Below are 24,621 nucleotides of genomic sequence, written 5' to 3' on the forward strand. Positions count from 1 at the left end.
TTATATTGTTCTTTCGCTTATGCCTGTAACCCTTAATCTGATGCCATCTTACTGCACGGATCCCGCGCCCGGCAACAGATTCCGGCGATTCCAGTTATACAGATTCCCTATAGCGGAACAGCAAAAAGCCGCACTCTCCACGAAGGAGGTGCAGCTTAAGCTGTCCGTACCGCCCGAATCAGAACCAGACCAGATAGACCACACCTGCAAGTACAATCCGGTAGATCGCGAAGGGCAGCAGCTTGACCCGGTTGATCAGCTTCAGGAAGAAACGCATCGACACCAGCGCGAACACGAAGGCGCTGATGAAGCCGGCAACGAAGAACGGCAAGGCGTCCAGCGTGAAGTACTGCCAGTTCTTCAGCAGGGAGATCAGGCTGGCTCCGGCCATAATAGGCACGGCCATAATGAAGGTGAAATCGGCCGCCGCCCGGTGGCTCATGCCCAGCAAAACACCGCCTGAGATCGTCGATCCCGAACGCGAGAAGCCCGGCCACAGGGAGATACACTGGATCAATCCGACCGATAGCGCCTGCCTATATGTAATTTGATCGACACTCTCTGTGGTGGTGATTCTAGGTGCAAACCGGTCGGCACAGATCATAAATATAGCCCCGACCACAAGTCCAATCAGTACGGTAGAGGTGGAGAACAGATGTTCATCAATATAATCCTCTAACAGAAAACCGAAGATTCCGGCAGGAATCAGTCCTACAATGACCTGAGCCAGCTTCAGCCGGCCTTCGGCAGGTGCCGGGGGCTGTCCTTCAGGGACTACTGCCAGTTCCTTGCGGCTTAATCTCTTCAGCCCGAGCAGATCAATGAACCGGTTACGGAAGATGATCACTACCGCCAGAATGGAGCCGAGCTGAATCACTACTTTGAACGTGTTCGCCGTATACTTTCCCAGGAACTCCTGGGATTTGAGCCACATATCATCCACGATGATCATGTGGCCCGTCGAGGATACCGGAGCAAATTCGGTAAGGCCTTCTACAATTCCCAATATAATTGCTTTGACAATGGTCAACAGCTCCATGGTTATCCTCCTTTGATTGGTCTTCTTAATAACTGTAAACATCCACAGCTATTTCTGAAACTTACAATTTTCCCGGCAGAACCACTATTGCTCCCGGAGCATACATCATACTAAAAGAAGATTAGCGGGGTGTACGCATGGTATTCACGGTTATGCAGCTGATTGGCGGCATTATACTCTCTGTAGGCTGGATTCCACAGATTGTACAGATAATCAAGACCAAGTCTGTCGCAGACCTTAGCCTGAAGTCCTACCTGCTGATGCTGCTGGGCATCCTACTAATGGAAGCTTATGCGGTTCAATTGGCCGCGCAGGGGGTTGGACTTGCTTTTCTGATCACCAATTCCCTGTCGCTGGCAGTTGTGTCCATGGTTGTCCTTCTGATTCTCCGCTACCGGACCCGCAGCAAATAGAGCAATACTGTACCTGCGTTCCGGCCCGATGTGCGATATACTTTCTATAAGAAGTGAGCGATTGGGAGGTTCAGTGTAATGAAGCAGAATAAATATGATGACTCGGGTTTCTTTGAGAATTACAGCTTAATGCCGCGCTCCACGGGCGGACTGGAGTCTGCCGGAGAATGGGATACCTTCCGCGGGATGCTGCCTGAGCTGTCAGGCCAGCGGGTACTGGATCTCGGCTGCGGCTTCGGCTGGCACTGCCGGTATGCCCGGGAGCAGGGAGCTGTTTCTGTGGTGGGCATAGATCTCTCCGCCAATATGCTGGAGCGCGCTAGAGCCATGACCAGCGATCCGAAGATTGAGTATCTTCAGCTGGCGATTGAGGATGCCGCCTTTGGCGCAGATTCATATGATACCGTTATCAGCTCGCTGGCAATTCACTATATTGAAGACTTCGGCAGTCTCTGCCGCCAGGTGCAGCATTGCCTGAAGACCGGAGGAGCCTTCGTATTCTCGGTCGAGCATCCAATCTACACCGCGCTGGCTGCGCAGGATTGGCACTACAGCCCGGACGGGGAGAAGCAGCATTGGCCTGTGGACAACTATCATCTGGAGGGGCTGCGGCAGGCCAACTTCCTCGATCATGAAGTGGCCAAATACCACCGGACCACCGCCACCTACCTAAATACGCTGATAGATTCCGGCTTCACCTTGAAGCGAATATCGGAGCTGCAGCCTACGCCTGAAATGCTGGAGAAGAATGCAGCCTGGCAGGAGGAGACCCGGCGTCCGATGTTCCTGCTGCTGTCTGCGGTGAAGCTGTAACGAACAGGAAGCTTATGTGCTGCGGGGATGGTACCGTTTCGGCAGGTTTTTCACAAAAAAAAGACCAGCCGGACTTAAGGTCCGCTGACCTTTGATCATCCCCGCGTATTACGGAGTTTACACTGCATTGTTTACATTAACCTTGTTATCCTGAGTCTTGGCTAGTGCGGACTGAATCTTCGGTGCTTTGACCCGCTTCGGTCTGCCCAGAGAAGTTGTAAAAGTGATTACATAACCGGCGACTACTACAGCCATCACTGTATACAAGGTTTCTCTTACAGGCATATAGAAAAGGGACAATGCCAGTACGATTACATCCATCAGGATAAATACGGTTCCCACCTTAATTCCCTTCCACTCACTGATCAGCAGCGACAGAATATCGTCACCGCCGCTCGCCCCGCCGCCTCGCAGGACCATTCCCGCTCCAAGACCTGTCAGTACACCGGACAACAGTGCCGCAACCGGCAAGTTATCCTGCAGATCAATCACCCATCCGGAATAACGTTCCATCAGTCCGTAGAATACCGTGAAGGCTATGACGGAGATGAACGTGTTCACCACGAAGGATTTTCCTTTGAAGATGATTGCGATTAAGAGTACTGGAATGTCCAGGACCAGAATGGTTAGTGATGGCGAAATCCCCAGTACATACTTGCCTAGCAGCGACAAACCTACGAATCCGCCTTCGGTCAAGTGGTTCTGATAATTGATGTGATAATACGTAAATGCAAGCAATAATGTTCCAGACAAAATAACAGCTAGTCGAAGCGGCAAACCCATGCCACTGTCTTGTTTCCTCATACTCGGTCTCCCCTTATCGTAAATGGCGGCTAGACGTCCCACCAGCCTCTACGACGGGTTAAACCGGAGGTGTTGCTCCTTCGCATACAATACTCCCCTTCCCTCGCAGAGACGGCCTCGTCAATGAACAACGATTCGCGCACATTCTACAGGGAAGCTAAGTGTAAGACAGATCATAACGTTTCCAAATCGTCCTTTGGGGAATCGTCCTTCGGGGACACATGGTATCCTGATCCTTTCTTTAGTTTGATATGTTCTGAATAGATTATACCACGCGGAGGGGCCATTCTAAACAGTTTCCAGCAAAAATGGGCAATCAGCCCTGATGCCGGAGCAGACGGTTGACGGTCTCGCGGCGGACACCGATCAGTTGTCCGATCTCTTCCTGTGTCAGCAGATCTGTTAGCTGGGCGCCATGTGAATATTCAGTCAGCCAGCGGGTCAGCAGGGCCATCCGCTCCCCGGGCGTTCCAACCGTGAGATGGTCGAGCCTCGTCTGCATGAACCGGACCTTCTCCTGAAGCAGGAGGGCGACCTCCATCACCTTATCGGGGTCCTCGCGCAGCTCGCGGTACCACTCCGCAGCCGGAATGAGCTCGACTTCACTTTTCATCATCGCCACTGCTGTGCCATGCGCCTCCTTCGGCGAAATGAGGGAATGATGCGGGACCGTCTCACCCGGGTATAGCAGGTTGAACAGTACCATGTTCCCGTTCTCATGCAGTCTCGTGACCTTGAACAGCCCGCTCTTGACCTTGAACAGGTTCTGGCCGCCATCTCCCTGCCGGAACAAGACTTCACCTCTGTGCAGAATCATTTCGCATTCTCCTTTACCTTCTCTGTATGTATACTTCTGATTATACCGAAATACGACAGTAAAATGGAGTGGCAAGCAAAGAAACCGCCGGGAAACAGATGAAATTCTCTGCTTCCCGGCGGTTCCGGGGATAGACATGATCTATTATTTGGCCGCAATCGGCTTCTTCCAGAGTCCCAGCATCAGCCCGGAGATCACGGAACCGATGATTACGGCCAGCAGGAACAGCGCCGCATTGTTGGACAGGAAGGCTACGAATACCCCGCCATGCGGTGCGGGAACATTGAGATTCCACAATTGGGTAAGTCCGCCGGCCACCGCTGAACCAATGATGCAGGAGGTGAGCACCCGCAGCGGATCTGCCGCAGCGAACGGAATTGCTCCCTCAGTGATGAACGACAAGCCCAGTACATAATTCGTTAAACCGGATTTACGTTCAGTCTCGGTGAATTTGTTCTTGAAGAACGAGGTAGCCAGTGCAATCGCCAGCGGAGGCACCATCCCTCCGGCCATAACAGCAGCCATCATCAGTCCGTTCGTGTTGCCGCTGGAGGCGAATACGCCGATAGCGAAGGTATAAGCCGCTTTGTTGAACGGGCCGCCCATATCTATGGCCATCATACCGCCAAGCACCAGGCCCAGCAGAACCTTGTTGCCTGTGCCCAGGTGATTCAGCGTATCTATCATCCCTGTATTGATCCAGCTGAATACCGGATTGAGCAGATATAACATGACTGCCCCGGTAATCAGCAGGCTGAACACCGGATACAGAAGGATCGGCTTCAGACCGTCCAGGGTACGAGGCAGACCGGAGAAGGCTCTGCGAAGCATAATTACGACATAACCGGCCAGGAATCCGGCAGCCAGGCCGCCCAGGAATCCGGCGTTGGCATTCAGGGCCATAATCCCGCCGACCATACCCGGCATAAGCGCAGGGCGGTCACCAATGCTCATCGCGATGAATCCGGCAAGAATGGGAATCAGGAAGTGGAAGGCTCCGTCACCGCCCCCGATGGTCTGGAGCAGCTTAACCAGCGGATTATCCACACCGGCAACCTGTTCAATCAGGAATGAGATAGCCAGCAGAATACCTCCGCCGACCACGAACGGCAGCATATGCGAGATGCCGTTCATCAGGTCCTTGTAGATTTTGCTTCCAATAGAACCGGACTTCACGGACGCTGTCCCCTCTTCATTGCGGCCGGAGCCGCGGTAGATCGGCGCGTCTCCTTTGACAGCGATGCGGATCAATTCCTCTGACTTACGGATACCGTCACTTACCGGGCGCTGGAGTACCGGCTTACCGTTGAAGCGCTCCATCTCCACGTTCTTGTCGGCGGCAATAATGACTCCGCTGGCCCGGGCGATCTCGTCCGCCGTCAGCACATTCTGCGCACCTTCCGAGCCGTTGGTTTCGACACGGATATTAACTCCCATCTCCTTGGCCTTCTTCTTAAGGGCATCTTCTGCCATGAAGGTATGGGCAATTCCTGTAGGACACGCTGTCACAGCAACCACGAAGCTCTGTGAATCCGGATTCCCTGTAATCATCCGTGCCGGTTCCGGCGCCTGAGCGGCGGCTTTCGGTGCAGCCTTCACAGCAGATGCCTTGGCTTCCGCTTCGGCCTGGGCTTCTGCCTCCGCTTGCTTGGCATCGAACAAGGCGGTCACTTCAGCAGGAGTCTTGGCTCCCATAAGCTGTTCGATGAACTCGCTTTCAATGAGCAGCCTGGACAATGCTGCGAGTGTCCGCAGGTGCATATTTCCAGCTCCGTCCGGTGCGGCGATCATGAAGAACAAGTGAGCCGGTGCTTCATCCAGAGAAGCGAAGTCGATTCCGGCGCTGCTCTTGGCGAAGACCACCGTGGCTTCGTTAACGGCTGTAGTCTTGGCATGAGGCATCGCAATGCCCCCGCCGATTCCTGTACTGGACTGGGCTTCACGGTCCAGTATTTTATCTTTGAACAGCTTCGCATCATTAATGCGTCCGCTGGCCGAGAGACTTGCAATCAGCTCGTCGATGGCGGCTTCCTTGGTCGTAGCCTGCAGCTCCATGATCATTGTGTCCTGGATCATCAAATCTGTAATTTTCATAAATGCTCAACTCCCCGAATGTACTTGAACTTCTTACCTTTGTAATTCATAGCGGAGACATTACAATCAGCGGCCGAAGCTGTTCAATGAGCGCTCTGTCTGCCAGATCATCGGAGAACGCTGTCGCACTCCCTGAAGCAACACCGGCCCGGAAGGCTTCCAGCACGTTCCCTGTCAGTGACAAGGTGCCCACGAACCCGGCAATCATCGAATCACCCGCACCCACTGAATTCTTCACCTGGCCTGCAGGAGCGCTGGCATGGTAGACTCCCTGCTCCGATATAAACAATGCGCCTTCGCCAGCCATGGAGACCAGCACATGCTTGGCACCGCCTTCCAGCAGCTTGCGTCCGTAAGTAATGATCTCCTCCCTAGTGCGGATCTGAACGCCGAACAGTTCAGCCAGCTCATGGTGATTCGGCTTAACCAGCAGCGGTCCGTGGGGCAGAGCATCCTGCAACGCTTGCCCGGTGGTGTCAATGACAAACTCCGCGCCCTTCTGCTTGCATACCGTAATCAGCCTGCTATAGAAATCTCCGCCAAGCGAAGGTGGCGTACTCCCCGACAGGATCACAATATCCCCCGGCTTCAGAGCATCCAGCTTGTGCAGCAGAGAAGCAGTCTCAGACTCCGTAATTACAGGCCCGGCCCCGTTAATCTCCGTCTCCTGACCGGCCTTAAGCTTGATATTGATCCGTGTGTCATCCTCTATAGGAACGAAATCGGAGGATATCCCCTCCTGGCGCAGCCAGGTCTCAATGTATCCCCCAGTAAAGCCGCCCAGGAATCCGGTTGCCGTATTCTCAACCTCTAACTGCTTCAGCACACGGGATACGTTGATTCCTTTCCCGCCGGGCAGCTTCATATCCCGCTTCATCCGGTTGAGCCCGCCTAGTGTAAGCTCTTCAACCTCCACGATGTAATCGACGGAAGGATTAAGTGTCACAGTGTAAATCATCATTCATCCCTCATTTATAATGTTTGTCTTGCGATCCAATCACACCAACGTATAATCAACGTCCAACTTGTCAAGCTGCCGGCGGAAGCTGTCCGGGGTATCCGTGTCGAGAATACAGTGGTCCATCTCCGTCAGATCCGCAACCTTGCAGAAGGAGATTTGCCCGATCTTGCTATGGTCTGCCAGCAGGATCGTCTGTTTCGCCACAGCGATCATCTTGCGCTTGGTGGCGGCTTCCAGCATGTTCGGCGTCGTGATGCCTTCGCGTATATCCAGCCCGTTGGTCCCCAGGAATGCCTTGTCAACCCGTACCATATCCAGCGAGCGTTCCGTCATCGGTCCGACGAAAGCCATGGTGTCCGGCCGCAGCATCCCGCCTGTAATCGAAACCTCGATATGACGGCAATCCTTCAGCTCATTAAGCGCCATGATCGAGTTGGTGATTACTTTGAGATCACGGAACGATTTCAGCGCCCGGGCAATGTGCAGAGTGGTGGTTCCCCCGTCCAGAAGAATCGCATCGCCTTCCTCTATCATCTCTACAGCCTTGCGTGCAATCCGCAGCTTCTCCTCCAGGAACCGGTCTTCCTTATCGGGAACAGCCGCTTCATAATTCACACTCTGCAGAGACACCGCCCCGCCATGCGTACGCTTCAGCAGCCGCGCTTCCTCCAGCTCCCGCAGATCCCGGCGGATGGTGGATTCAGAGACGGACAGCTCCTGGCCCAGCTCCTGAACAGAGGCTCTTGTATGCATCTCGATATACTGCAGAATCATCCGCTTGCGTTCCTCTTCAAACATGCAGCTCACTCCTTAGGATGTGCAGCTACCCGCTGCCGGATTCCTATATACACATCGTCTATTTGAGTTGGATTATAAGATGGACTGGTTAACAGTCATTATTGACTATTATTGATCATTTGTGCTCATTTATGATTGTAACAGCGTTTTCATAAGCTGTAAAGAGCTTTTTTATGCTTATTTCCCTCCCTCAAAAGGCTTCAATTTCCCTTTCGTTTGAAGACCTTCCAGCTTAATTCCGTAAGCATTGGCGCATCTATGCTCATTATTGCTCATTTCATCCCGGATCATTCCGGTTCATTCCGGGCGTGGGCAGCAAATTACCTCCTATTCGCCTATTTCATAACGGCAGTCCGCGACATATTTATATTACATATGGGGAAAAGCGGGTGAACAGGAGATGGCCTACAACAGGAACAATGGATACGGCAGCGCAGGCGGCATTGGCAACAATGCCGGCGGCAATTACAACAACGCAGGAGCAGACAGTGACGGACTCCTGGAAACCGAGGAGCTCAGTGCTGAGGATTATGCGATTATTTCCGCCGGCTTCGGTGTTCTCGGGGAACTGTTCGCTTTTCTCTCACTGGTTAAAGCCAAGCAGGTGACCAAGGAAACCGGCGGACAGGGAGGCACGGGTCTGGACCCGTTTCTGTTCGTGCAGTCGCGCACAAAAAAAGCAGCCCGACGAAAATCCCGCCGGCTGCGCTGATCTCTGGTTAGTCTGAACCCAGTGGTATTACATTATGCTTCGCAAAAATAACCTCTACACTCTCCCTCAGCTCCTCATCGGAGAGGAGAACGATCACAATAATATGCTCCAGATTAGCATGTCTGGCATAGGCCTCTGCGTCCTCCTGCGGAATTCCTATCCCGATCAGACTAACCGCAAGACTATCTGTCTCCAGCTCTGCCCCCGCCAGCTTGCGTGCTGCCGGACCTGCGGCGACCGCAGAATCGGCCACCATATCCAGCCCCACTCCAAGGCCGCGGGCTGTACCGAACAAGCCCCCGTTCCCCAGCCCCGTTTGTGCAGCGCCAATTCCGGTATCATGGCTGATGATCTCCAGTGTATTTTTCTGCTTCGTGACTGCGGATATATGCTTGGCCTTCATTCCATTCTCCTTCAATTCTTCGATTGCAAGCGCAGCATCACTCCGGTGTCCAAAAATCCCCAATACCAATGTAGGCACTCGGCATCCCTCCTGTAATCTTGGTATTACCACTCTGCCTGAGGCTTGAACCTGGCGGGGTTATGGCCCGAAGTGAATCAATCTCTTCTAATTCGGTTATAAAGATACGTATACATAAACTATCTTAAGAGACAGGGGGGGCTGCTGTGCTTCAAAGCAAGTATTTCCGGACCTGCCTGGCCATTATCGCCTTTTTGACGATTCTGTATCTGGGCTCCAAGGTCATTTTTCTATTCACGCCGCTCGTATCTATCATTAATCTGCTGCTCGTACCGATGATGCTGTCAGGCTTCATGTTCTATCTGCTGCGGCCGCTCGTCAATTACCTGGGGACCAAAAAAATCAACCGCGGGCTCGCCGTTCTGCTGATTTATCTGGTGTTTGCCGGGCTGTTCGTCCTATTCTGGGTGCTGGTCTGGCCGACACTGCGCGAGCAGATCCAGAATTTCATCGACAATACGCCTTTTCTGGTAGAGGGTATACAGAATCAGTTCAACAAGCTGCAGAATGATCCGTCACTCTCCCGCTTCTTCAAGGGCGACACGGATATGACCACACGCCTGACCGATTATCTGAATGAGGCTATTAACTGGGTAACCAATTCGATGTCCAATCTCATCTCAGTCGTCTCCAGCATTGTGGTGGTTATCGCAACCTTGCCGATCCTTCTCTATTACATGCTGAAGGATGGCCACAAGCTATCGCCGATTCTTCAGGGTCTGGTCCCGAGAAAATACCGCAAGGAAGGCCAGGATATCCTGAAGGCTATCGACACTGCGCTCAGCGGCTTCATCGTTACGCGGGTCTTGCTCAATGTGGTGCTGGGCATCTTGCTCTACATCGGATTCCTGCTGATCGGCCTGCCTTATTCGCTCCTGCTGGCCGTAATCTCCATTCCGCTGAACTTTATTCCTTATGTCGGTTCACTGCTGGCGGCGGTTCCCGTTATTATCGTAGGGTTCATTGAATCCCCTTCGATGGCTATCTGGTCGCTGGTTGTCGTTCTGATCGCGCAACAGATTCAGGATAATGTGCTGTCTCCGATCATCTACGGAAAGTCACTGGATGTCCATCCGCTGACAACCGTTGTGCTTGTACTGGTAGGCGGCGACTTCTATGGTATTATCGGCGTGCTCATTGCGCTTCCGGTATATATGATTCTCAAAATCCTCTTCATGAGTATTTACGAGATCATTGTCGCGGAACGTGTGGACCAGGCCGTTGCCGAGTCCGGCGCTCCGCCGGGGATTGAGATTGAGATCACCAAGGAGGATAAGGTGTAACACGTTCTCTGGCGGACCGCCTGGGGAGATTGCTTAGGTGGGGGCTGCTGTGTGCGGACCGCCATGGGATTGCCGGGGCGGAGACTGCTGTGTGCGGACCGACACGGGGATTGCCGGGGCGGAGGCTAGTGCGGACCGACATGGGATTGCCGAGGTCGGGGCTGCTGAGTGCGGATCGCCACCTATGTAAGCAAGTGGATAAACGTATCCTAATTTGCCCATTTCGGAGGATTACCCGGAAGCAAGTGGATAAACGGCATCTAATTCTATTGGTTTTTGCTAACTTGGGTGAAATGTGATTATTTAAGTGCTGTTTTTCCAACTGCTGTTCCTGACGCGGCCATTCGTTCATCAGCAAGTGGACAAAATCCAACTAATTCCCGGTATCATTACAGCGGGACTCTCGCGCTCATGCTCTAAGTAGCATCACCTGGGGTCATTCACGTTCATGCTCAAATCAGCGCTTCTTCCACCGCATTCATCCATGTTAAATCGAAAAGGCGGGCAGGTCTCCGATATGGGGACCTGCCCGCCTTGCTGCATGTGGTAATACCTCCGCGCCGGTATCTCAGCCCCGCAAGGAGCGGACCACGAAGATGTGGTTGCCCTTAGGCAGGTTCTGGCCGTCACGCAGCGTAACCGCACCTTTGGTATGGGCGACGATGGTCGCATTGAGTGCAACCAGCTGATCCCCTCTCCAGACGGTAACCGCTGATTTGAAATAGACGGCATTGTCAAACTGCTGGCGTTCTCTCATTATGTATCCTACGGAATGGAGAACCGGGGGCAACGCCCTCTCTTTGGGAGCCAGGGCTTTGATATACACTATATCGCGAAAAGGGACGGCAATCTCCTGATGTCCAATGACGGCTACCGAAGCTGCAAGATCCCATCTGCGCAGAACGCCTTTCATGATCGTATATGGCTGCTCTCCGCAGTACATAATGACCGGTCTGCCTACCCAATGCTTCATGGCTCCACCCCCTTCGCTGTGCCTGTGCTGCTTATACGTTCGGTATGGACCAGTCTATGCCTGTAAGCCCATGCTGCTCCAGATACTGGTTCGCCTGCGAGAACGGACGGCTGCCAAGAAATCCGCGGTGCGCAGAGAACGGACTCGGATGTGTAGACTGGATAACCTTATGTTTTCTGCGGTCGATCGCCGCTCCCTTGAGCTGGGCATGACTGCCCCACAGGATGAACACCATCGGTTCCGTACGCTCATTCAGCTTCTCCATAATCGCATCCGTGAAGGTCTCCCAGCCCAGACCCTTATGCGAGTTCGGCTGGCCTTCCCGTACCGTCAGCACTGCATTAAGCAGCAGCACCCCTTCTTCCGCCCAATGCAGCAGCGATCCGTGATTCGGCACCGCCACCCCGAGATCACTATGCAGCTCGGCATAGATATTGCGCAGAGACGGCGGAATCCGTACACCAGGCTCTACCGAAAAGCTTAGGCCATGCGCTTGTCCCGCGCCGTGATACGGGTCCTGTCCCAGAATGACTACCCGGGTCTTACTGTAAGGCGTCAGCTTCAGCGCCGAGAACAGCTTGTCCTTCGGGGGATAGACCGTATACTGCTTGTACTCACGTGCCAGGGCATACCGCAATTCCTCAAAATAAGGCTTCTGCGTCTCCTCCTGCAGCACCTCATCCCAATCATTCCCAAACATCCTATTCTCCTCCCACATACTCTACGGTTAGTATTGTTTCATTATCTGTTATTAACCAAAATAAGAGGAACTTATTTGCGGCCATAGTCCGCCTTGATCTCTCCCCATACCTTCGTCTGCCATTTCAGCACCTTGTTGTCATAGGTATGGCTGCGCAGCCAGCTCTCCGCCCGGTCAATCAGTACCCAGATCTCCTCTGTAGACGCGTCGCGGGGCAAGGTTGTGGCTACCTTCTTCTGCTTGACCCATTTCATCGCATTTACCGAATCACTATAGACCGTTTTGCTGCTGCCTTCTTGCTTAAGCAGAGCCAGTGCATGAACAATCGCCAGAAACTCTCCGAGGTTATTCGTCCCCTTGCGGATCGGACCGCAGGAGAAAATAACGTCCCCGGTCTGTGTATCCACACCCTTGTATTCCACAGGTCCGGGGTTCCCCCGGGTTCCGACATCCACCGAGATGCTGTCATAATCAATCTCTTCAGAGGTCTCGACACCTGCACTCCGGCTCCAGGTCCGGGCTGTCTTGCTCTTGCCGGACGCACCGGAGGACGCTGCACCTGTTCCCCAGTTGCCCTTCCAGCCTGCCTTGAAGGCCGTATCGGCAGCCGCTTTGCTCTCATAGGACTTGTATTTCGCTCCGGTATAATGATCCGTCTGCGCCTGGCATTCCGCCCATGTGCTGTAGACTCCAGGCTGCTTGCCTTCCCATACAACATAGTATTTCTGCTTAGCCATTCCTCGCGTTCCCTCCTGACGGGCATAACAATCGTCCGAAATCATATTGTAATCCAAACAAACGCGATATTGAAGTACAAATACACCTCAGAGCCTGCTGGTAATCTGAAATATAAATTGGATAATTCGCAGCAGGCGCGTTCATACTATTACGGCAGTGTTATTCCAGCACGGCAAGCGTAGTGTCAACAATTGTCTGGAGCTTGTCTTTATCCCTGGTGGCCTTGACCATCACCCGCAGTCCGACAAGGGCATTATGCAGGTAAGCGGCAAGCGCCGCAGCCTCGTAACGGGAGGAGAGCTCCCCGGCTTCCTGCCCGTGCAGGATCAGCCGTTCCATCAGACCTTCAGTGTTCAGGAAGGCCTCATTGGCTCTGGCAGCTGCTTCCGGATCATGGTTCGACAGCTCAACAGCCGTATTCACCAGCATGCAGCCTTTCGGTTCCGCTTCAGCTCTAAGGATCGTTGCCTCAAATAAGAGGCGGAGCGCAGCTCTGGCGGAAGTAATCCCTTCGATACGGCTCTCCAGCCGTGAACTCTGAATGGATGCAAACCGCTCCAACGCTTTTATATATAAGGTATGCTTGTCTCCAAAGGTATCATACATGCTTCGCTTGTGAATTCCCATGCCGGCTACAAGATCCTGCATCGAGGTTTTTTCGTAACCCTGCTGCCAGAAAATATTCATTGCCTTGAGCAAAACATCATCAATGTCAAATTCTTTGCTTCTCGCCATGATCATGCTCCTTTCGGGGTCTATTTTACCATTTATAGAACGCTCGGTAAATATTATGTTACCAATGTTAAATACATCACATTAATTCCGCACTAATCATTCTATATTAATTTTAAAGCAAAAGCACGTTCAAGCATTACACACCCCAAGGAGGTTATTCACATGAGAAAGATCGCAGTACTGCTTGCGGCATTCACCCTGACCCTGATCCTCGGATGCGGCAACTCGAACAACAACGCGGCAAATACAAATACGCCCGCAAACCCAGGCAATACCGCCGCCGCTACAGACGCCCCGGATGCTGTAACCTCGGCTTCGGTGGTCAATAACGGGGAGGATTTCAAGAAAGCGATCAGCAAAGACGGCACCTGGATTGCAGCAACCCTGAACGATCTGACCTTCACCGAGGAGCTTGTGGTAGACGGACAGTTCATCAATAAGGAAGAGCCTGCCCGCAAAATCGCGCTCTATACCCAGGATGCCGATCACAACATCACGAATTCCTTCAAGCTCACAGCGCCCAAATTAACGATCCGCAGTGAGAATGCCCGGATTCAGGGCGGCACCTTTGTGGGTGATGTCTATGTGGAGGCGGACGGCTTCGCGGTAGTGAATGCGACTATCGAAGGCAATGTGTATTTCTCCGATGCCAAGTACCAGGCTACCTATTCGGCATCAGACCAGGGTAAGGTAACCGGTGTAACTGAAGTGAAACAATAAATCCAGACTGTTCAGGGGTGCTCCGCTTCGGGCAAGTTGACCGGGGAGAGCACCCCTTTTGGGTTTTTATCCGCGAAAAAGAGGTGTTGTCCTATCATGATAACTATCCGTAAATACGCCATACTCCCCCTTCTGCTCCTGATGCTCTCCTCCTGCAGCGGACAAGAAGCGCAGCAGGAGCTGCAATACCGTATTCAATCCGGCCATGATCTTAGTATTCTTGCAACGACCGATACACATTATTTATCGCAAAGCCTGAGGGATCTCGGACCTGCCTTCCATCAGTTCCTGGCTGCCGGAGACGGCAAGCAGCTCGGATACAGCAATGAGATGCTGGAAGCGCTGGGTTATGACATCGGTATCCGCAAGCCGGACGCCGTCATCATCAGCGGGGATCTCAGCAACAACGGCGAAGAAGCCAGCCACAAGGACCTGGCCGGACATCTGAGTAAGATTGAGCGGGAGACCGGAACGCGGGTATACGTGATCCCCGGCAATCACGATATCCGGAATCCCTGGGCCCGGAAATTTCAGAATAAGCGCCAAAACGCTACCGATTCCGTTAACGCCAAAGAGTTCCGCAAGATCTATGGCAGCTTCGGTTATCAGGAAGCCCTGCTGACTGACGAGGATTCGCTCAGCTATCTGGCCGCCCCGTCAGAGGAGTTATGGCTGCTTATGCTGGATACTGCACAGTACGGGAACAACACAGCCCTGGGCCATCCCCAGCTGGAAGGCAGAGTAAGCGCCCATACCCTGGAATGGATTGATAGGTGCGGTGAGCTGGCGGCGGCAAAGGGTGCACATATTGTAGCGGTCATGCACCACAGCCTGATGGATCACAGTGACTTCATTCAGGAAGGCTTCACGGTGGACGACAACGAACAGGTCATCGCTGCCCTTAGGCGCAATGGAATTCAAATTACACTCAGCGGACATATTCATATTCAGGATATCAGTGAATATCAGGAGGGCGGCAACCGCATATATGACATTGCCGGCAGTGCATTATCGGTTTTCCCCCATCAATACGGACTCTTAAGCTACTCATCCGCCCGTCAGACGCTGGATTACAGCACAGCCCGATTAGGCATGGAGCCTTGGGCTGCAGCCACAGGCCAGACAGATCCGAATTTGCTTGGCTTCAGTGCCTACAGTGAGGCGAGTTTCCGCAAACGTTCGGCTTCCCGCAGTCTTGCCCGGTTGGCAGAGGACCCCGCTTACGCCGATTATACGGAGTCTGAGCTCCGCGAGATGGCTGATGTGGTGGGATTGCTGAACGAGAATTATTTTGCAGGCACCGGCAATGCTGCTGTAATTGCCACAGAAGGTTACCGGCTCTGGCACAAGGCTCCCGCCAGCGGGATGAGGAGTTATGTCCTGGGAATGGCCGCACAGGAACCGGAGAATAACCACAGGCTGCATGTGCAGCTACAGGAGAGGTGATGTTTGAAGAAGTGGAAATAGGTGTAAAATAGACAAGTATAAACACACCTATTTTGCTGAGGAGATGATCATTATGTTCACACGTATGGATGAGATTATGATTGAAATCCCAGACGTTGAGAAACCGGACCCTAACGCCGCTGCGGCTGTACAGGAGCTGCTTGGCGGTAAATTTGGTGAAATGTCCACACTCAACAACTATCTGTATCAATCCTTCAACTTCCGTTCCAAGGAGAAGCTGAAGCCCTTCTATGATCTGGTGATGAGCATCACAGCTGAGGAGTTAGGCCATGTCGAACTGGTCTCCCATGCTGTGAACAAATGTCTTAGAGGTTCAACAGCATATAAGAAGCCCGACTCCACTCCGCTGGATGCGGTCAAGGATGCAAGGCTGTCCTACCACTTCCTGGCCGGAGCCCAGGGTGCCATGCCATTCGATTCCATGGGCAACCCGTGGACCGGAGCCAATGTATTCAACAGCGGGAATCTGGTCGAGGATCTGCTGCATAACTTCTTCCTGGAGTGCGGTGCAAGAACACACAAGATGAAGGTGTACGAAATGACTGACCATCCGGCTGCCCGCGCAGTTGTCGGCTTCCTCCTTGTCCGCGGAGGCGTTCATGTGGTTGCCTATGCCAAAGCACTGGAGATTGCCACCGGCGTCAACGTAACCAAGCTGGTACCGATTCCGTCCCTTGACAATAAGGCATTCAATGAAGCCAGAAAGTACGAGGAAAAAGGGGTTCACACCAAGCTGTACACCTGGAGCGATAAGGATTTCAGCTCCATTGACCAGATCTGGAAAGGCACCCATCCGGAGGACGGCCTGCCGCTTGAGGTGATCAAGGGTGTTCCTGAAGGCGTGCCGATTCCTGAGGCTCCCGAGTCCAAAGAGGAATTCGCACCGGGGATCTCCGAAGAAGAATTCAAGGAAATTGCCAAACGCCTTAAGATGGCGGGCAATATCAAGGACTAAGTGCCGGGGCAATTATATAGGGAACAAAAAACGGATGCACCGGCGGTCCTCAGAGGGCTGCCGCTGCATCCGTTTTGTTGTGCCTTATTGTATGTTCACAGCTTCAGCCTGGCCTTCAAGCAGCAAGGATGTGCTTGCTGCTTCCCGGCCGTTCACCAGCAGCGTGATTTGATGTCCGCCGGGATAATGACGGCGGGTGGTCAGGTCAGCCCAGCGGTGCGTCCGCGTTCCGCTCAGTCTGGAACCTCCGGGGACGGTTTTGTCGGATAACAGAAAGAGCTTGCGCGAGGTCTTGCCTGCGGCCTTCACGAAGTCGATCCCGTACTCGATGCGGATACGCACCGGCTCCCCCTCCCGGATGGTGAGCGTATATTGCAGCTCACAGCTGTCACCGATCCTCAGCACAGCCGGCTGAGCCGCGAGGACAGCCGCGGAGACAAGTGGCGCGCCGCTCTCCTCGGGAGCATAGCCGAACAGCTCCATAATCTGCGGATCTGCCTTACGGATCAGCGAGCGGCAGCCATGCCGCACGATCCAGTCCGTGTTCTCATTACCGCCCTTCCAGCGGCGGGCTGTCGCTATAACGATATCAGGGTGATCCTTCGCGATATCATTCAGATGGTTGGCAACACTTTTGCGCACATAGCGGGACGGATCTGCCTTCAGCTTCTCCAGCACCGGCAGCACCGGAGACGGGTCGTGCTTGAACATCGGCAGCGCCTGGCCCCAGGGCAGACGGGGACGGCTGCCTTCACTGGCCAGCCGCCGGACATGCTCGCTGGGATGCTCTGCCCAGAGCAGCATCCGGGCCATCACTGCTTGCGGATCACGCAGCAGGAACGGCCTGATGGCAAATTCCGCTGAGGATTTCTCAGTAAACCGTTCCAGCGCCTCCATCGACAGCTCCCAATGCTCCCCGCTTCCCCCGTATACCTCAACGAAGTCGGGGAAGATCAGATACGGGAAGCCGACACAGTCTTTATCTATCGCATATAATATTCTCAGCGCTTCTTCATAGGCCGGGGGCAGGAAGCTGCCCAGCGTCTCCGTGATCCGCCGCATCCGCGCCTTAAGCTCCAGCTCCTCCCAAGGCTCCTTCATGGCTGCTGCAACGAAGCGCTCCACCTCAAACGAACCGTAGACGGTATGAATTTTCATACCGAAGCTGTGCAAGAATTCCTTGTTGTACATTGCTTTCAGGGGTTCCGCCATTCTTCAATTCCTCCTGCTGATGTTGTTCCATCCCATTGTTTGTATATCGTAACATACCAAACCGGACAGCCTTGTGTCATATTCCCCGGAGTGACTTTCTTCGGCTGGATATATATACACAAGGCTAAGCCTATGTTCAAAACCGTCAGCCTGTCGTAAAATATGATGAATAACCCGATGAAAGGACTGGGACTTTTGCCACAGACGCTTGTTAAAAATATTGATTTTTTCGTTGCCGCCCTGTCACAGACCTTTGTGTCCGCACTTCAGCTTGATCCCGACGGGATGTACTCTCAGGTAGGCACCGGGGTCGTTGAGAAGTTCTCCGAAGAGTATGTGCGGCTAAAAAGATACGACGGCACCACCTCGCATTACGCCCGGGACATCACGAAATTCCAGCGTAACCACAGCTGATGTTTCCCGCTCCTCTGCTGAGAATAAGCCGTTTTCAATAAGCCTCCCCTTCTTATGCTTAAGACAGACCCAGGACCGGAATCCGGGTCTGTTTTTGCAATTATTTTTCACAAAATATTAACGTGTGCATTCCATTAAACTATTGACTTGACGCTGCCGGAGAACTAAAATGAAATCGTTAACAATTCTATTTTCCCGGAGTGAACCTATGATTACCATCAAAGATATTGCCCGCGTTGCCGGCGTGTCCCATACTACCGTATCCAGGGCACTGAACGGCAACCCGCTGATCAAGAAGGCCACCCGGGACAAGATTGAACGGATCGCCGCAGAAATGAACTATGTGCCGAATTACAGTGCCAAGAGCCTGGTCACCAAGCGATCCTTCATCATCGGCCTGTTCTTCTCCAGTATTGAGCAGGGGACATCGGCCAGCTTCCTGGTGGATGCCATCAAGGGCATTACGCATATTCTCGACGAGAACTATAATCTGACGGTCAACGGGATAGACGGTGTTCGGCATTACAGCAACATTCAGCCGCAGCGCTTCGACGGCATTCTGGTCATGAGCCAGAGCGATGAGGACAATGCCTTCATCTATCATGTGAAGAAGATGGGCATTCCGCTGGTCGTGCTGAACCGCCAGCTGGAGGACCCAAGCATTATGAATGTTGTGGCCAATGACCGCGAAGGTGTCAAGGAAGCTATTGATCATGCTGTTCAGCTAGGACACCGCAAGCTGGCTATTATTGAAGGCAAACCCGGCTTCAAATCCTCAAGCGAACGCAAGCAGGGCTTCCTGGACAGCCTGATTGCCGGACGTCTTCCGCTGAATCCCGAGTATTTCATCTCCGGAGATTACAGTATTGAGAGCGGATATGCGGCGATGAGCAGGCTGCTTAATCTGGAGGATCGGCCTACGGCTGTATTCTGCTCCAATGACGATATGGCGATTGGCGCCATGAATGCCTGTTATGCCCACAAGGTCGATGTGCCGGAGCAGATCTCGCTGATCGGATTCGACGATATCATGTTCGCCCGCTATACGAATCCTGCCCTGACCACCGTCCGCAAGCCCATTGCAGAGATCAGTGAGCTGGGCATGACCATGCTGATCCAGCTGCTTCAGCAGCCGGAGACCCTGCCGCAGCAGCTATTCGTTAAGACCTCGCTGGTTGTACGGGATACAGTGGCGGGTGGATAGCCCGGCCGGATGACAAGCTGCTATTTTCTGCAGGGTACGGAGCCTTCCTGGACAAGAGAAGGTGATCCGTATCCTGTTCAAAATAAAATGTTAACGTGTGCAAATTATCTTGTATGTTAAAGGAGATCATGACCATTATGACAAACCGTTTATCCAGAAGCACTCATCCGGGGTTACCCCTGCATCGTGAACGGATGATCCAATTCGGCGGTGGCAACTTCATGCGTGCTTTCGTTGACTGGCAGCTGCAGCAAATGAACAATCAGGGATTATTCAACGGAAGCGCTGTAATCGTCCAGCCCATTGCCCAATCCGTCGGCAGAGTAGCCGAGCATATGGCTGAGCAAGACAATCTCTATACGGTGCTGCTTAACGGCATCATGGACAACGAGACCGTCAATTCCCGCGAGATTATCAGCTCTGTCAGCCGGGTGATTAACCCATATATGGATTATGAAGCTTATCTTGCCCTCGCAGAGAATGATGATCTGGAATTCATTACTTCCAATACTACCGAGGCCGGCATTGCCTATCTTCCCGGTGACCGTGCGGACAGCACGCCTCCGGTGAGCTTCCCGGGCAAGCTTACCGCACTGCTCTACCGCCGGTTTGAGCTTGGCAAAAAAGGCTTCGTTATCATCCCCTGTGAGCTGATTGACCGCAACGGCGAGAAATTGCAGGAGATCGTAGAGCGTTACGCAGCCGACTGGAGCCTGGGCGGGGAATTCCTGCAATGGCTGAAGTCAGAGAACACCTTCTGCTGCAGTCTGGTAGACCGTATTGTCCCGGGCTATCCGCATGAACAGGCCGCTGCTCTGGAAGCTGAACTCGGTTATACCGATCTGGTTATGGCGACAGCTGAGCCTTTTCTCTTCTGGGTGATTGAAGGCCCTGAATCCCTGACGGAGCGTCTGCCGCTGGCCAAGGCAGGACTAAATGTTGTGATGACTCCTGATATGACGGCATACCGGGAGCGCAAGGTTCATCTGCTGAACGGTCCGCATACCGCTATGGTCCCTCTGGGTCTGCTCGCGGGTCTTGCGACCGTTGAAGATGTGATGAATGACGGGACCTTCTCCCGCTTCGTGAAGCAATTGATTGAAGAAGAGCTGATTCCTATGCTGGATCTGCCCGCTGAGGAGCTATTGTCTTACGCCGGTGCTGTGCAGGAGCGGTTCAGGAATCCGTTCATCCGCCATGAGCTGACCTCCATCTCGCTCAACAGCATCTCCAAGTTCAAGACACGCCTGCTTCCGGTAATGCTGCGATACCAGAAGGAACGCGGCAGACTTCCAGAGCGGATCACGCTCGCCTTCGCTGCCCTGCTGCTCAGCTACCGGGGAGACCGGATTGCCCGGCAGGACAGTGCGGAAGTGCTGGCCGTGTTCGATCAGGCCTGGAGCGAGCCGTCTAGCTTCGTGAATACCATTCTTGGCGACACCAGCCTCTGGGGACAGGATTTGACCCTGCTTCCAGGAATGGGCGCCGCCATCACCGCCCACCTTGAACGGCTGGAGCGTGAGGATTCCCGCACGGCCTTACAGGAACTCGTCGGCTGAACCATTTTCCGCAAGACAAACTTTTAGGAGGGCCAACATGAAGAACTTAATGAAGATGAACCCGAGAGATACGGTAGCTGTAGCCTTGCGGCCGATTGCGGCCGGTGAAGAACTGTCCATCGACGGATTAACGGTGCGGGCAGCGCAGGATATTCCGCAGGGTCATAAGATTGCCCTGACGGATTTCAGCAGCGAAGATATCATTACTAAATACGGTTCCCCGATCGGCCATGCCACGGCTCCCATTGCGGCAGGTGACTGGATTCATACGCATAATATCAAAACCAATCTGTCCGGCGAGGAAGAATACGAGTATGTGCCTGACGTTCATCCGGTGATCTATCCGCGCCGTGATCTGACCTTCCAGGGGTACCGGCGGAGTAACGGTAAGGTCGGAATCCGTAATGATCTGTTCATTATACCAACCGTAGGCTGTGTGAACGGCATTGCCGAACAAATGCTTCAGGAATTCAAAGCCGAGCATCCCGATCTTGGCGGGTTCGACAACTTAACGGTGCTGAAGCACCCGTACGGCTGCTCCCAGCTTGGCGATGATCACCGGATGACCCGCAGTATTCTACTTGACGCGGTCAACCATCCCAATGCCGGTGGCGTGCTGGTCTTCGGCCTCGGCTGCGAGAACAATATTGTCTCCGAGTTCCGCAGCATGCTGGGCGATTATGACGAGTCGCGGGTGAAGTTCCTGGTGGCCCAGGAGGTGGGTAATGAGCTGGAAGCCGGTCTTGTGCTGCTGGAGGAGCTGTACGTAGCTGCTGAGAATGATGTCCGTGAGCCGGTGCCGCTAAGTGAGCTGAATATCGGCCTGAAATGCGGCGGCTCCGACGGATTCTCCGGCATTACGGCCAACCCGCTGCTGGGTGCGTTCTCTGACTTCATTATCTCTCAGGGCGGAACGTCGGTGCTGACAGAGGTACCCGAAATGTTCGGTGCGGAGAAGGTGCTGATGGCCCGCGCAGAGAGCCGGGAGGTCTATGAAGATATCGTATCGCTGATCAATAACTTCAAGCAGTATTTCCTCTCTTACGGCGAACCTGTCTATGAGAACCCCTCTCCCGGCAACAAGGCCGGCGGCATCAGCACACTGGAGGACAAATCGCTCGGCTGCACGCAGAAGGCCGGATCGTCGCCTGTGGTGGATGTATTGCAGTATGGCGTGAAGCTGCGCAAAAAAGGGCTGAGCCTGTTGCAGGCTCCCGGCAACGATCTGGTCGCCGCCTCTGCGCTCGCCGCTTCGGATTGCCAGCTCGTGCTGTTCACTACCGGCCGCGGCACGCCATTCGGCAGCTTCGTGCCTACGGTTAAGGTGGCAACCAATAACGATCTGTTTGCCAAAAAAGGCCACTGGATGGACTTCAACGCGGGTCCGCTGCTGGAAACGCCGATGGCCGATGTGCTGGAGGAATTCATCTCCTATATCATTGATGTCGCCAGCGGCCAAAAAACCCGGAACGAGCAGAATGAAGTGCGTGAGCTGGCTATTTTCAAAACAGGCGTAACTTTATAGAACTTATCATAATCCATCCAAAGGGAGATCCTATCCATGTTTCTAAACGAGGACTTCATGTTATCCGGCGAAACGGCGCGGCAGCTCTATCATAACCATGCCAAAACCATGCCGATTATCGACTACCACTGTCATCTGGACCCGCGCGAAATCTATGAAGATCAGCCATTCGAGAACGTGACCGCCGCCTGGCTCTACGGTGACCATTACAAATGGCGGCTGATGCGCGCCAACGGTGTGCCTGAATCGCATATCACCGGCGACGCCTCTGATTACGATAAATTTCTGGCCTGGGCCCGTACACTGCCTAAGGCAGTGGGCAACCCGCTGTACAGCTGGACCCATCTGGAGCTGCGCCGGTTCTTCGGCGTGGAGGAGCTGCTGAACGAAGCCTCTGCGCCGGCCATCTGGGAGAAGGTGAACCGCAAGCTTGCGGAACCGGCCTTCACCCGGCGCGGCCTGATCCGCAGCAGCGGCGTGAAGATCATCTGTACTACCGATGACCCTGCCGATTCGCTGGAGTACCACAAGCTGCTGAGAGATAGTGAGACCGCCTTCCAGGTGTTCCCGACCTTCCGCCCCGACAAGGCACTGAACATTGACGCAGAAGGCTTCGGGGCCTGGATCGGCAAGCTGGAGCTGGCCTCCGGCCAGCCGGTCAAGAGCTATGCGGCGCTGCTGGATGCCCTGCGTAGCCGTGTGGAGTTCTTCCACGAGAACGGCTGCCGCCTGTCGGACCACGCGCTGGATGTGCTGCGTTATGAGGCGGGGGAGCCGGAAGCCGTTGAAGCTATTTTCGCCAAAAGACTGCAGGGTGTGCCGCTCTCGCCACAAGAAATCACACTCTACCGTACAGAGCTGCTGACGGCGCTGATCGGCTTCTATCAGGCCAAAGGCTGGACCATGCAGCTGCATCTCCATGCTTACCGCAACAACAATACGCCGATGTTCCAGAAGCTTGGACCGGATACCGGATATGACGGGATTAACGATCTGCCGCTGACCACCGCGCTGTCGCAGCTGCTTGACCGGGCCGAGAGCGGCAGCGGGCTGCCGAAGACGATTCTGTACTCGCTGAATCCCGGCGATTACCCGTCCCTGCTGGCTCTGCTGGGCTGTTACCAGAAGGATACTCCCGGCAAGCTCCAGCTCGGCTCCGGCTGGTGGTACAATGATACGCGCAGCGGCATGCGCCATCAGCTGACTCTGCTGGCTGAAGGCAGCCTGCTGGGTAACTTCGTCGGGATGCTGACCGATTCGCGCAGCTTCCTCTCTTATACCCGGCATGAATATTTCCGCCGGGTGCTGTGCGGGCTGCTCGGTGAACTCGCAGAACGCGGTGAAGCGCCGGACGATCTTGGGCTACTGGGTGCAATGGTCGAGGGTATCTCCTATAATAACGCCGCCGGGTATTTCGGATTCCAGACCGCCGGCAGCGAATCCGGGCTTCCCGTCTAGATGGAGGGCTGCTGAAAATGCCGACAATCTATATCGCCGGAGACTCAACCGCTGCCCAGAAGGGCGGCGGGGAATGGCCGATGGCCGGATGGGGCGAATTCCTCCAGGCGTATGTCAGCCGTGAGGTGCGGATTATGAACCGTGCGATGAATGGACGGAGCACACGCTCCTTCCTCGCCGAGGGCAGGCTTACGGATCTGGAGCGGGATCTGCTTCCCGGGGACTTCCTGCTGATCCAATTCGGCCATAATGACCAGAAGCTTGAGGACCCTCTTCGTTACACGGAGCCGCATACCGAATACCGCCAGAATCTCAAGAGCTTCATTGATTCCGCCCGCAGCCGGGAAGCCGTCCCCCTGCTGCTGACCTCTGTCAGCCGCCGCCGCTTCACCGCAGACGGTGAACCTGATCCGCAGGCGGTCGGACTCTATCCGCAGGTCATGCGTGAGGTTGCAGTGGAGACCGGAACCCCTCTGCTCGATATTTTTGCCGCCTCCCAGCAGCTCTACCGCACACTGGGAGCGGAAGCTTCAATGGAGCTGTTCATGCATCTGCCGCCGGGCAATCGCCCCAACTACCCGGATGGCATTGCGGATGACACGCATTTCTCCCAGGCCGGGGCGCAGAAGATCGCAGCCCTGGTTGCAGAAGCGCTTGTAGAGTCCGTGTCTCAGTCTGCGGCGCTTGCCGGGCTACAGCCGTATCTGAGGGTGTAGCGTGTTACACGGCTTCTCTTGGATAACGAA

General features: G+C 54.0%; 26 protein-coding genes. 14 read left to right on the forward strand and 12 right to left on the reverse strand.

The features are described 5' to 3' along the window. Positions 1 to 178 precede the first annotated feature (178 nt). The gene (locus HQN87_RS06855) at positions 179 to 1,039 is read right to left on the reverse strand and encodes an undecaprenyl-diphosphate phosphatase (protein ID WP_173129725.1); all 861 of its coding nucleotides are present in this window, start codon (positions 1,037 to 1,039) and stop codon (positions 179 to 181) included. A 137-nt stretch (positions 1,040 to 1,176) separates the two neighbouring features. On the opposite strand from HQN87_RS06855, the gene HQN87_RS06860 reads away from it, so the two are divergent. Beyond that, on the forward strand, positions 1,177 to 1,452 hold the full coding sequence (locus tag HQN87_RS06860; RefSeq protein ID WP_173129727.1) for a PQ-loop domain-containing transporter: 276 nt from the start codon (positions 1,177 to 1,179) through the stop codon (positions 1,450 to 1,452). 78 nt (positions 1,453 to 1,530) lie between these two features. Further along, positions 1,531 to 2,265, forward strand: a complete 735-nt coding sequence (locus HQN87_RS06865) for a class I SAM-dependent methyltransferase (RefSeq protein WP_173129729.1) — start codon at positions 1,531 to 1,533, stop codon at positions 2,263 to 2,265. A gap of 117 nt (positions 2,266 to 2,382) precedes the next feature. Here the strand turns inward: HQN87_RS06865 and HQN87_RS06870 are convergent, their stop codons facing one another. From HQN87_RS06870 to HQN87_RS06890, 5 genes are all read right to left on the reverse strand, one after another. Then, a complete protein-coding gene (locus HQN87_RS06870) occupies positions 2,383 to 3,069 on the reverse strand; it encodes a YitT family protein (RefSeq protein WP_173129731.1) in 687 nt (228 codons plus the stop codon). 316 nt (positions 3,070 to 3,385) lie between these two features. Beyond that, positions 3,386 to 3,886, reverse strand: a complete 501-nt coding sequence (locus tag HQN87_RS06875; RefSeq protein ID WP_173129734.1) for a Crp/Fnr family transcriptional regulator — start codon at positions 3,884 to 3,886, stop codon at positions 3,386 to 3,388. Positions 3,887 to 4,030: 144 nt separating this feature from the next. After that, positions 4,031 to 5,980: a PTS fructose transporter subunit IIABC gene (locus tag HQN87_RS06880; protein WP_173129737.1), complete on the reverse strand. Its 1,950-nt coding sequence runs from the start codon at positions 5,978 to 5,980 to the stop codon at positions 4,031 to 4,033. A 46-nt stretch (positions 5,981 to 6,026) separates the two neighbouring features. Continuing rightward, a complete protein-coding gene (gene pfkB, locus HQN87_RS06885; protein ID WP_173130172.1) occupies positions 6,027 to 6,938 on the reverse strand; it encodes a 1-phosphofructokinase in 912 nt (303 codons plus the stop codon). A gap of 39 nt (positions 6,939 to 6,977) precedes the next feature. Further along, a complete protein-coding gene (locus tag HQN87_RS06890; protein ID WP_173129740.1) occupies positions 6,978 to 7,739 on the reverse strand; it encodes a DeoR/GlpR family DNA-binding transcription regulator in 762 nt (253 codons plus the stop codon). 400 nt (positions 7,740 to 8,139) lie between these two features. On the opposite strand from HQN87_RS06890, the gene HQN87_RS06895 reads away from it, so the two are divergent. After that, positions 8,140 to 8,451 (forward strand): hypothetical protein, encoded by a 312-nt coding sequence (locus HQN87_RS06895; RefSeq protein WP_173128933.1) that lies wholly within the window; start codon positions 8,140 to 8,142, stop codon positions 8,449 to 8,451. A 7-nt stretch (positions 8,452 to 8,458) separates the two neighbouring features. Here the strand turns inward: HQN87_RS06895 and HQN87_RS06900 are convergent, their stop codons facing one another. After that, the gene (locus HQN87_RS06900) at positions 8,459 to 8,932 is read right to left on the reverse strand and encodes a general stress protein (RefSeq protein ID WP_173129744.1); all 474 of its coding nucleotides are present in this window, start codon (positions 8,930 to 8,932) and stop codon (positions 8,459 to 8,461) included. 146 nt (positions 8,933 to 9,078) lie between these two features. Between HQN87_RS06900 and HQN87_RS06905 the strand changes: the two genes are divergently transcribed. Further along, a complete protein-coding gene (locus HQN87_RS06905) occupies positions 9,079 to 10,215 on the forward strand; it encodes an AI-2E family transporter (protein WP_173129748.1) in 1,137 nt (378 codons plus the stop codon). A 37-nt stretch (positions 10,216 to 10,252) separates the two neighbouring features. Further along, complete coding sequence (locus HQN87_RS06910; protein ID WP_173129750.1) at positions 10,253 to 10,405, forward strand: hypothetical protein; 153 nt, start codon at positions 10,253 to 10,255, stop codon at positions 10,403 to 10,405. A 378-nt stretch (positions 10,406 to 10,783) separates the two neighbouring features. Here the strand turns inward: HQN87_RS06910 and HQN87_RS06915 are convergent, their stop codons facing one another. From HQN87_RS06915 to HQN87_RS06930, 4 genes are all read right to left on the reverse strand, one after another. Next, positions 10,784 to 11,188, reverse strand: a complete 405-nt coding sequence (locus HQN87_RS06915) for a hypothetical protein (RefSeq protein ID WP_173129753.1) — start codon at positions 11,186 to 11,188, stop codon at positions 10,784 to 10,786. A 31-nt stretch (positions 11,189 to 11,219) separates the two neighbouring features. After that, complete coding sequence (locus tag HQN87_RS06920; protein ID WP_173129754.1) at positions 11,220 to 11,888, reverse strand: uracil-DNA glycosylase; 669 nt, start codon at positions 11,886 to 11,888, stop codon at positions 11,220 to 11,222. 71 nt (positions 11,889 to 11,959) lie between these two features. Next, the gene (rnhA, locus tag HQN87_RS06925) at positions 11,960 to 12,625 is read right to left on the reverse strand and encodes a ribonuclease H (RefSeq protein ID WP_173129755.1); all 666 of its coding nucleotides are present in this window, start codon (positions 12,623 to 12,625) and stop codon (positions 11,960 to 11,962) included. A 160-nt stretch (positions 12,626 to 12,785) separates the two neighbouring features. Further along, positions 12,786 to 13,361 (reverse strand): TetR/AcrR family transcriptional regulator, encoded by a 576-nt coding sequence (locus HQN87_RS06930; protein WP_173129756.1) that lies wholly within the window; start codon positions 13,359 to 13,361, stop codon positions 12,786 to 12,788. A 162-nt stretch (positions 13,362 to 13,523) separates the two neighbouring features. Between HQN87_RS06930 and HQN87_RS06935 the strand changes: the two genes are divergently transcribed. From HQN87_RS06935 to HQN87_RS06945, 3 genes are all read left to right on the forward strand, one after another. Next, positions 13,524 to 14,081 (forward strand): hypothetical protein, encoded by a 558-nt coding sequence (locus HQN87_RS06935; RefSeq protein WP_173129757.1) that lies wholly within the window; start codon positions 13,524 to 13,526, stop codon positions 14,079 to 14,081. A gap of 96 nt (positions 14,082 to 14,177) precedes the next feature. Continuing rightward, on the forward strand, positions 14,178 to 15,527 hold the full coding sequence (locus tag HQN87_RS06940; protein ID WP_173129758.1) for a metallophosphoesterase: 1,350 nt from the start codon (positions 14,178 to 14,180) through the stop codon (positions 15,525 to 15,527). Between the two features lie 73 nt (positions 15,528 to 15,600). Then, on the forward strand, positions 15,601 to 16,503 hold the full coding sequence (locus HQN87_RS06945) for a manganese catalase family protein (protein WP_173129759.1): 903 nt from the start codon (positions 15,601 to 15,603) through the stop codon (positions 16,501 to 16,503). Positions 16,504 to 16,587: 84 nt separating this feature from the next. Here HQN87_RS06945 and HQN87_RS06950 read toward each other — a convergent pair whose 3' ends face one another. Further along, positions 16,588 to 17,715 (reverse strand): DNA alkylation repair protein, encoded by a 1,128-nt coding sequence (locus tag HQN87_RS06950; RefSeq protein ID WP_173129760.1) that lies wholly within the window; start codon positions 17,713 to 17,715, stop codon positions 16,588 to 16,590. Positions 17,716 to 17,877: 162 nt separating this feature from the next. Between HQN87_RS06950 and HQN87_RS06955 the strand changes: the two genes are divergently transcribed. The 6 genes from HQN87_RS06955 (at position 17,878) to HQN87_RS06980 (ending at position 24,591) form a co-directional block, all read left to right on the forward strand. Continuing rightward, a complete protein-coding gene (locus tag HQN87_RS06955; protein ID WP_246552857.1) occupies positions 17,878 to 18,129 on the forward strand; it encodes a hypothetical protein in 252 nt (83 codons plus the stop codon). A gap of 208 nt (positions 18,130 to 18,337) precedes the next feature. Continuing rightward, positions 18,338 to 19,333, forward strand: coding sequence for a LacI family DNA-binding transcriptional regulator (locus HQN87_RS06960; protein ID WP_173129762.1), 996 nt, complete (start codon positions 18,338 to 18,340; stop codon positions 19,331 to 19,333). Positions 19,334 to 19,470: 137 nt separating this feature from the next. Next, entirely contained in the window at positions 19,471 to 20,892 is a 1,422-nt protein-coding gene (locus HQN87_RS06965; RefSeq protein WP_173129764.1) for a tagaturonate reductase, read from the forward strand. 37 nt (positions 20,893 to 20,929) lie between these two features. Further along, on the forward strand, positions 20,930 to 22,417 hold the full coding sequence (locus HQN87_RS06970; protein ID WP_173129766.1) for a UxaA family hydrolase: 1,488 nt from the start codon (positions 20,930 to 20,932) through the stop codon (positions 22,415 to 22,417). Between the two features lie 36 nt (positions 22,418 to 22,453). After that, positions 22,454 to 23,875, forward strand: coding sequence for a glucuronate isomerase (gene uxaC, locus HQN87_RS06975; RefSeq protein ID WP_173129768.1), 1,422 nt, complete (start codon positions 22,454 to 22,456; stop codon positions 23,873 to 23,875). A 17-nt stretch (positions 23,876 to 23,892) separates the two neighbouring features. Further along, complete coding sequence (locus HQN87_RS06980) at positions 23,893 to 24,591, forward strand: rhamnogalacturonan acetylesterase (RefSeq protein WP_173129770.1); 699 nt, start codon at positions 23,893 to 23,895, stop codon at positions 24,589 to 24,591. The last annotated feature ends 30 nt before the right edge of the window (positions 24,592 to 24,621 follow it).

This window comes from Paenibacillus tritici (genome assembly GCF_013204885.1).
GTDB classification, from domain to species: Bacteria; Bacillota; Bacilli; order Paenibacillales; family Paenibacillaceae; genus Paenibacillus_AQ; species Paenibacillus_AQ tritici.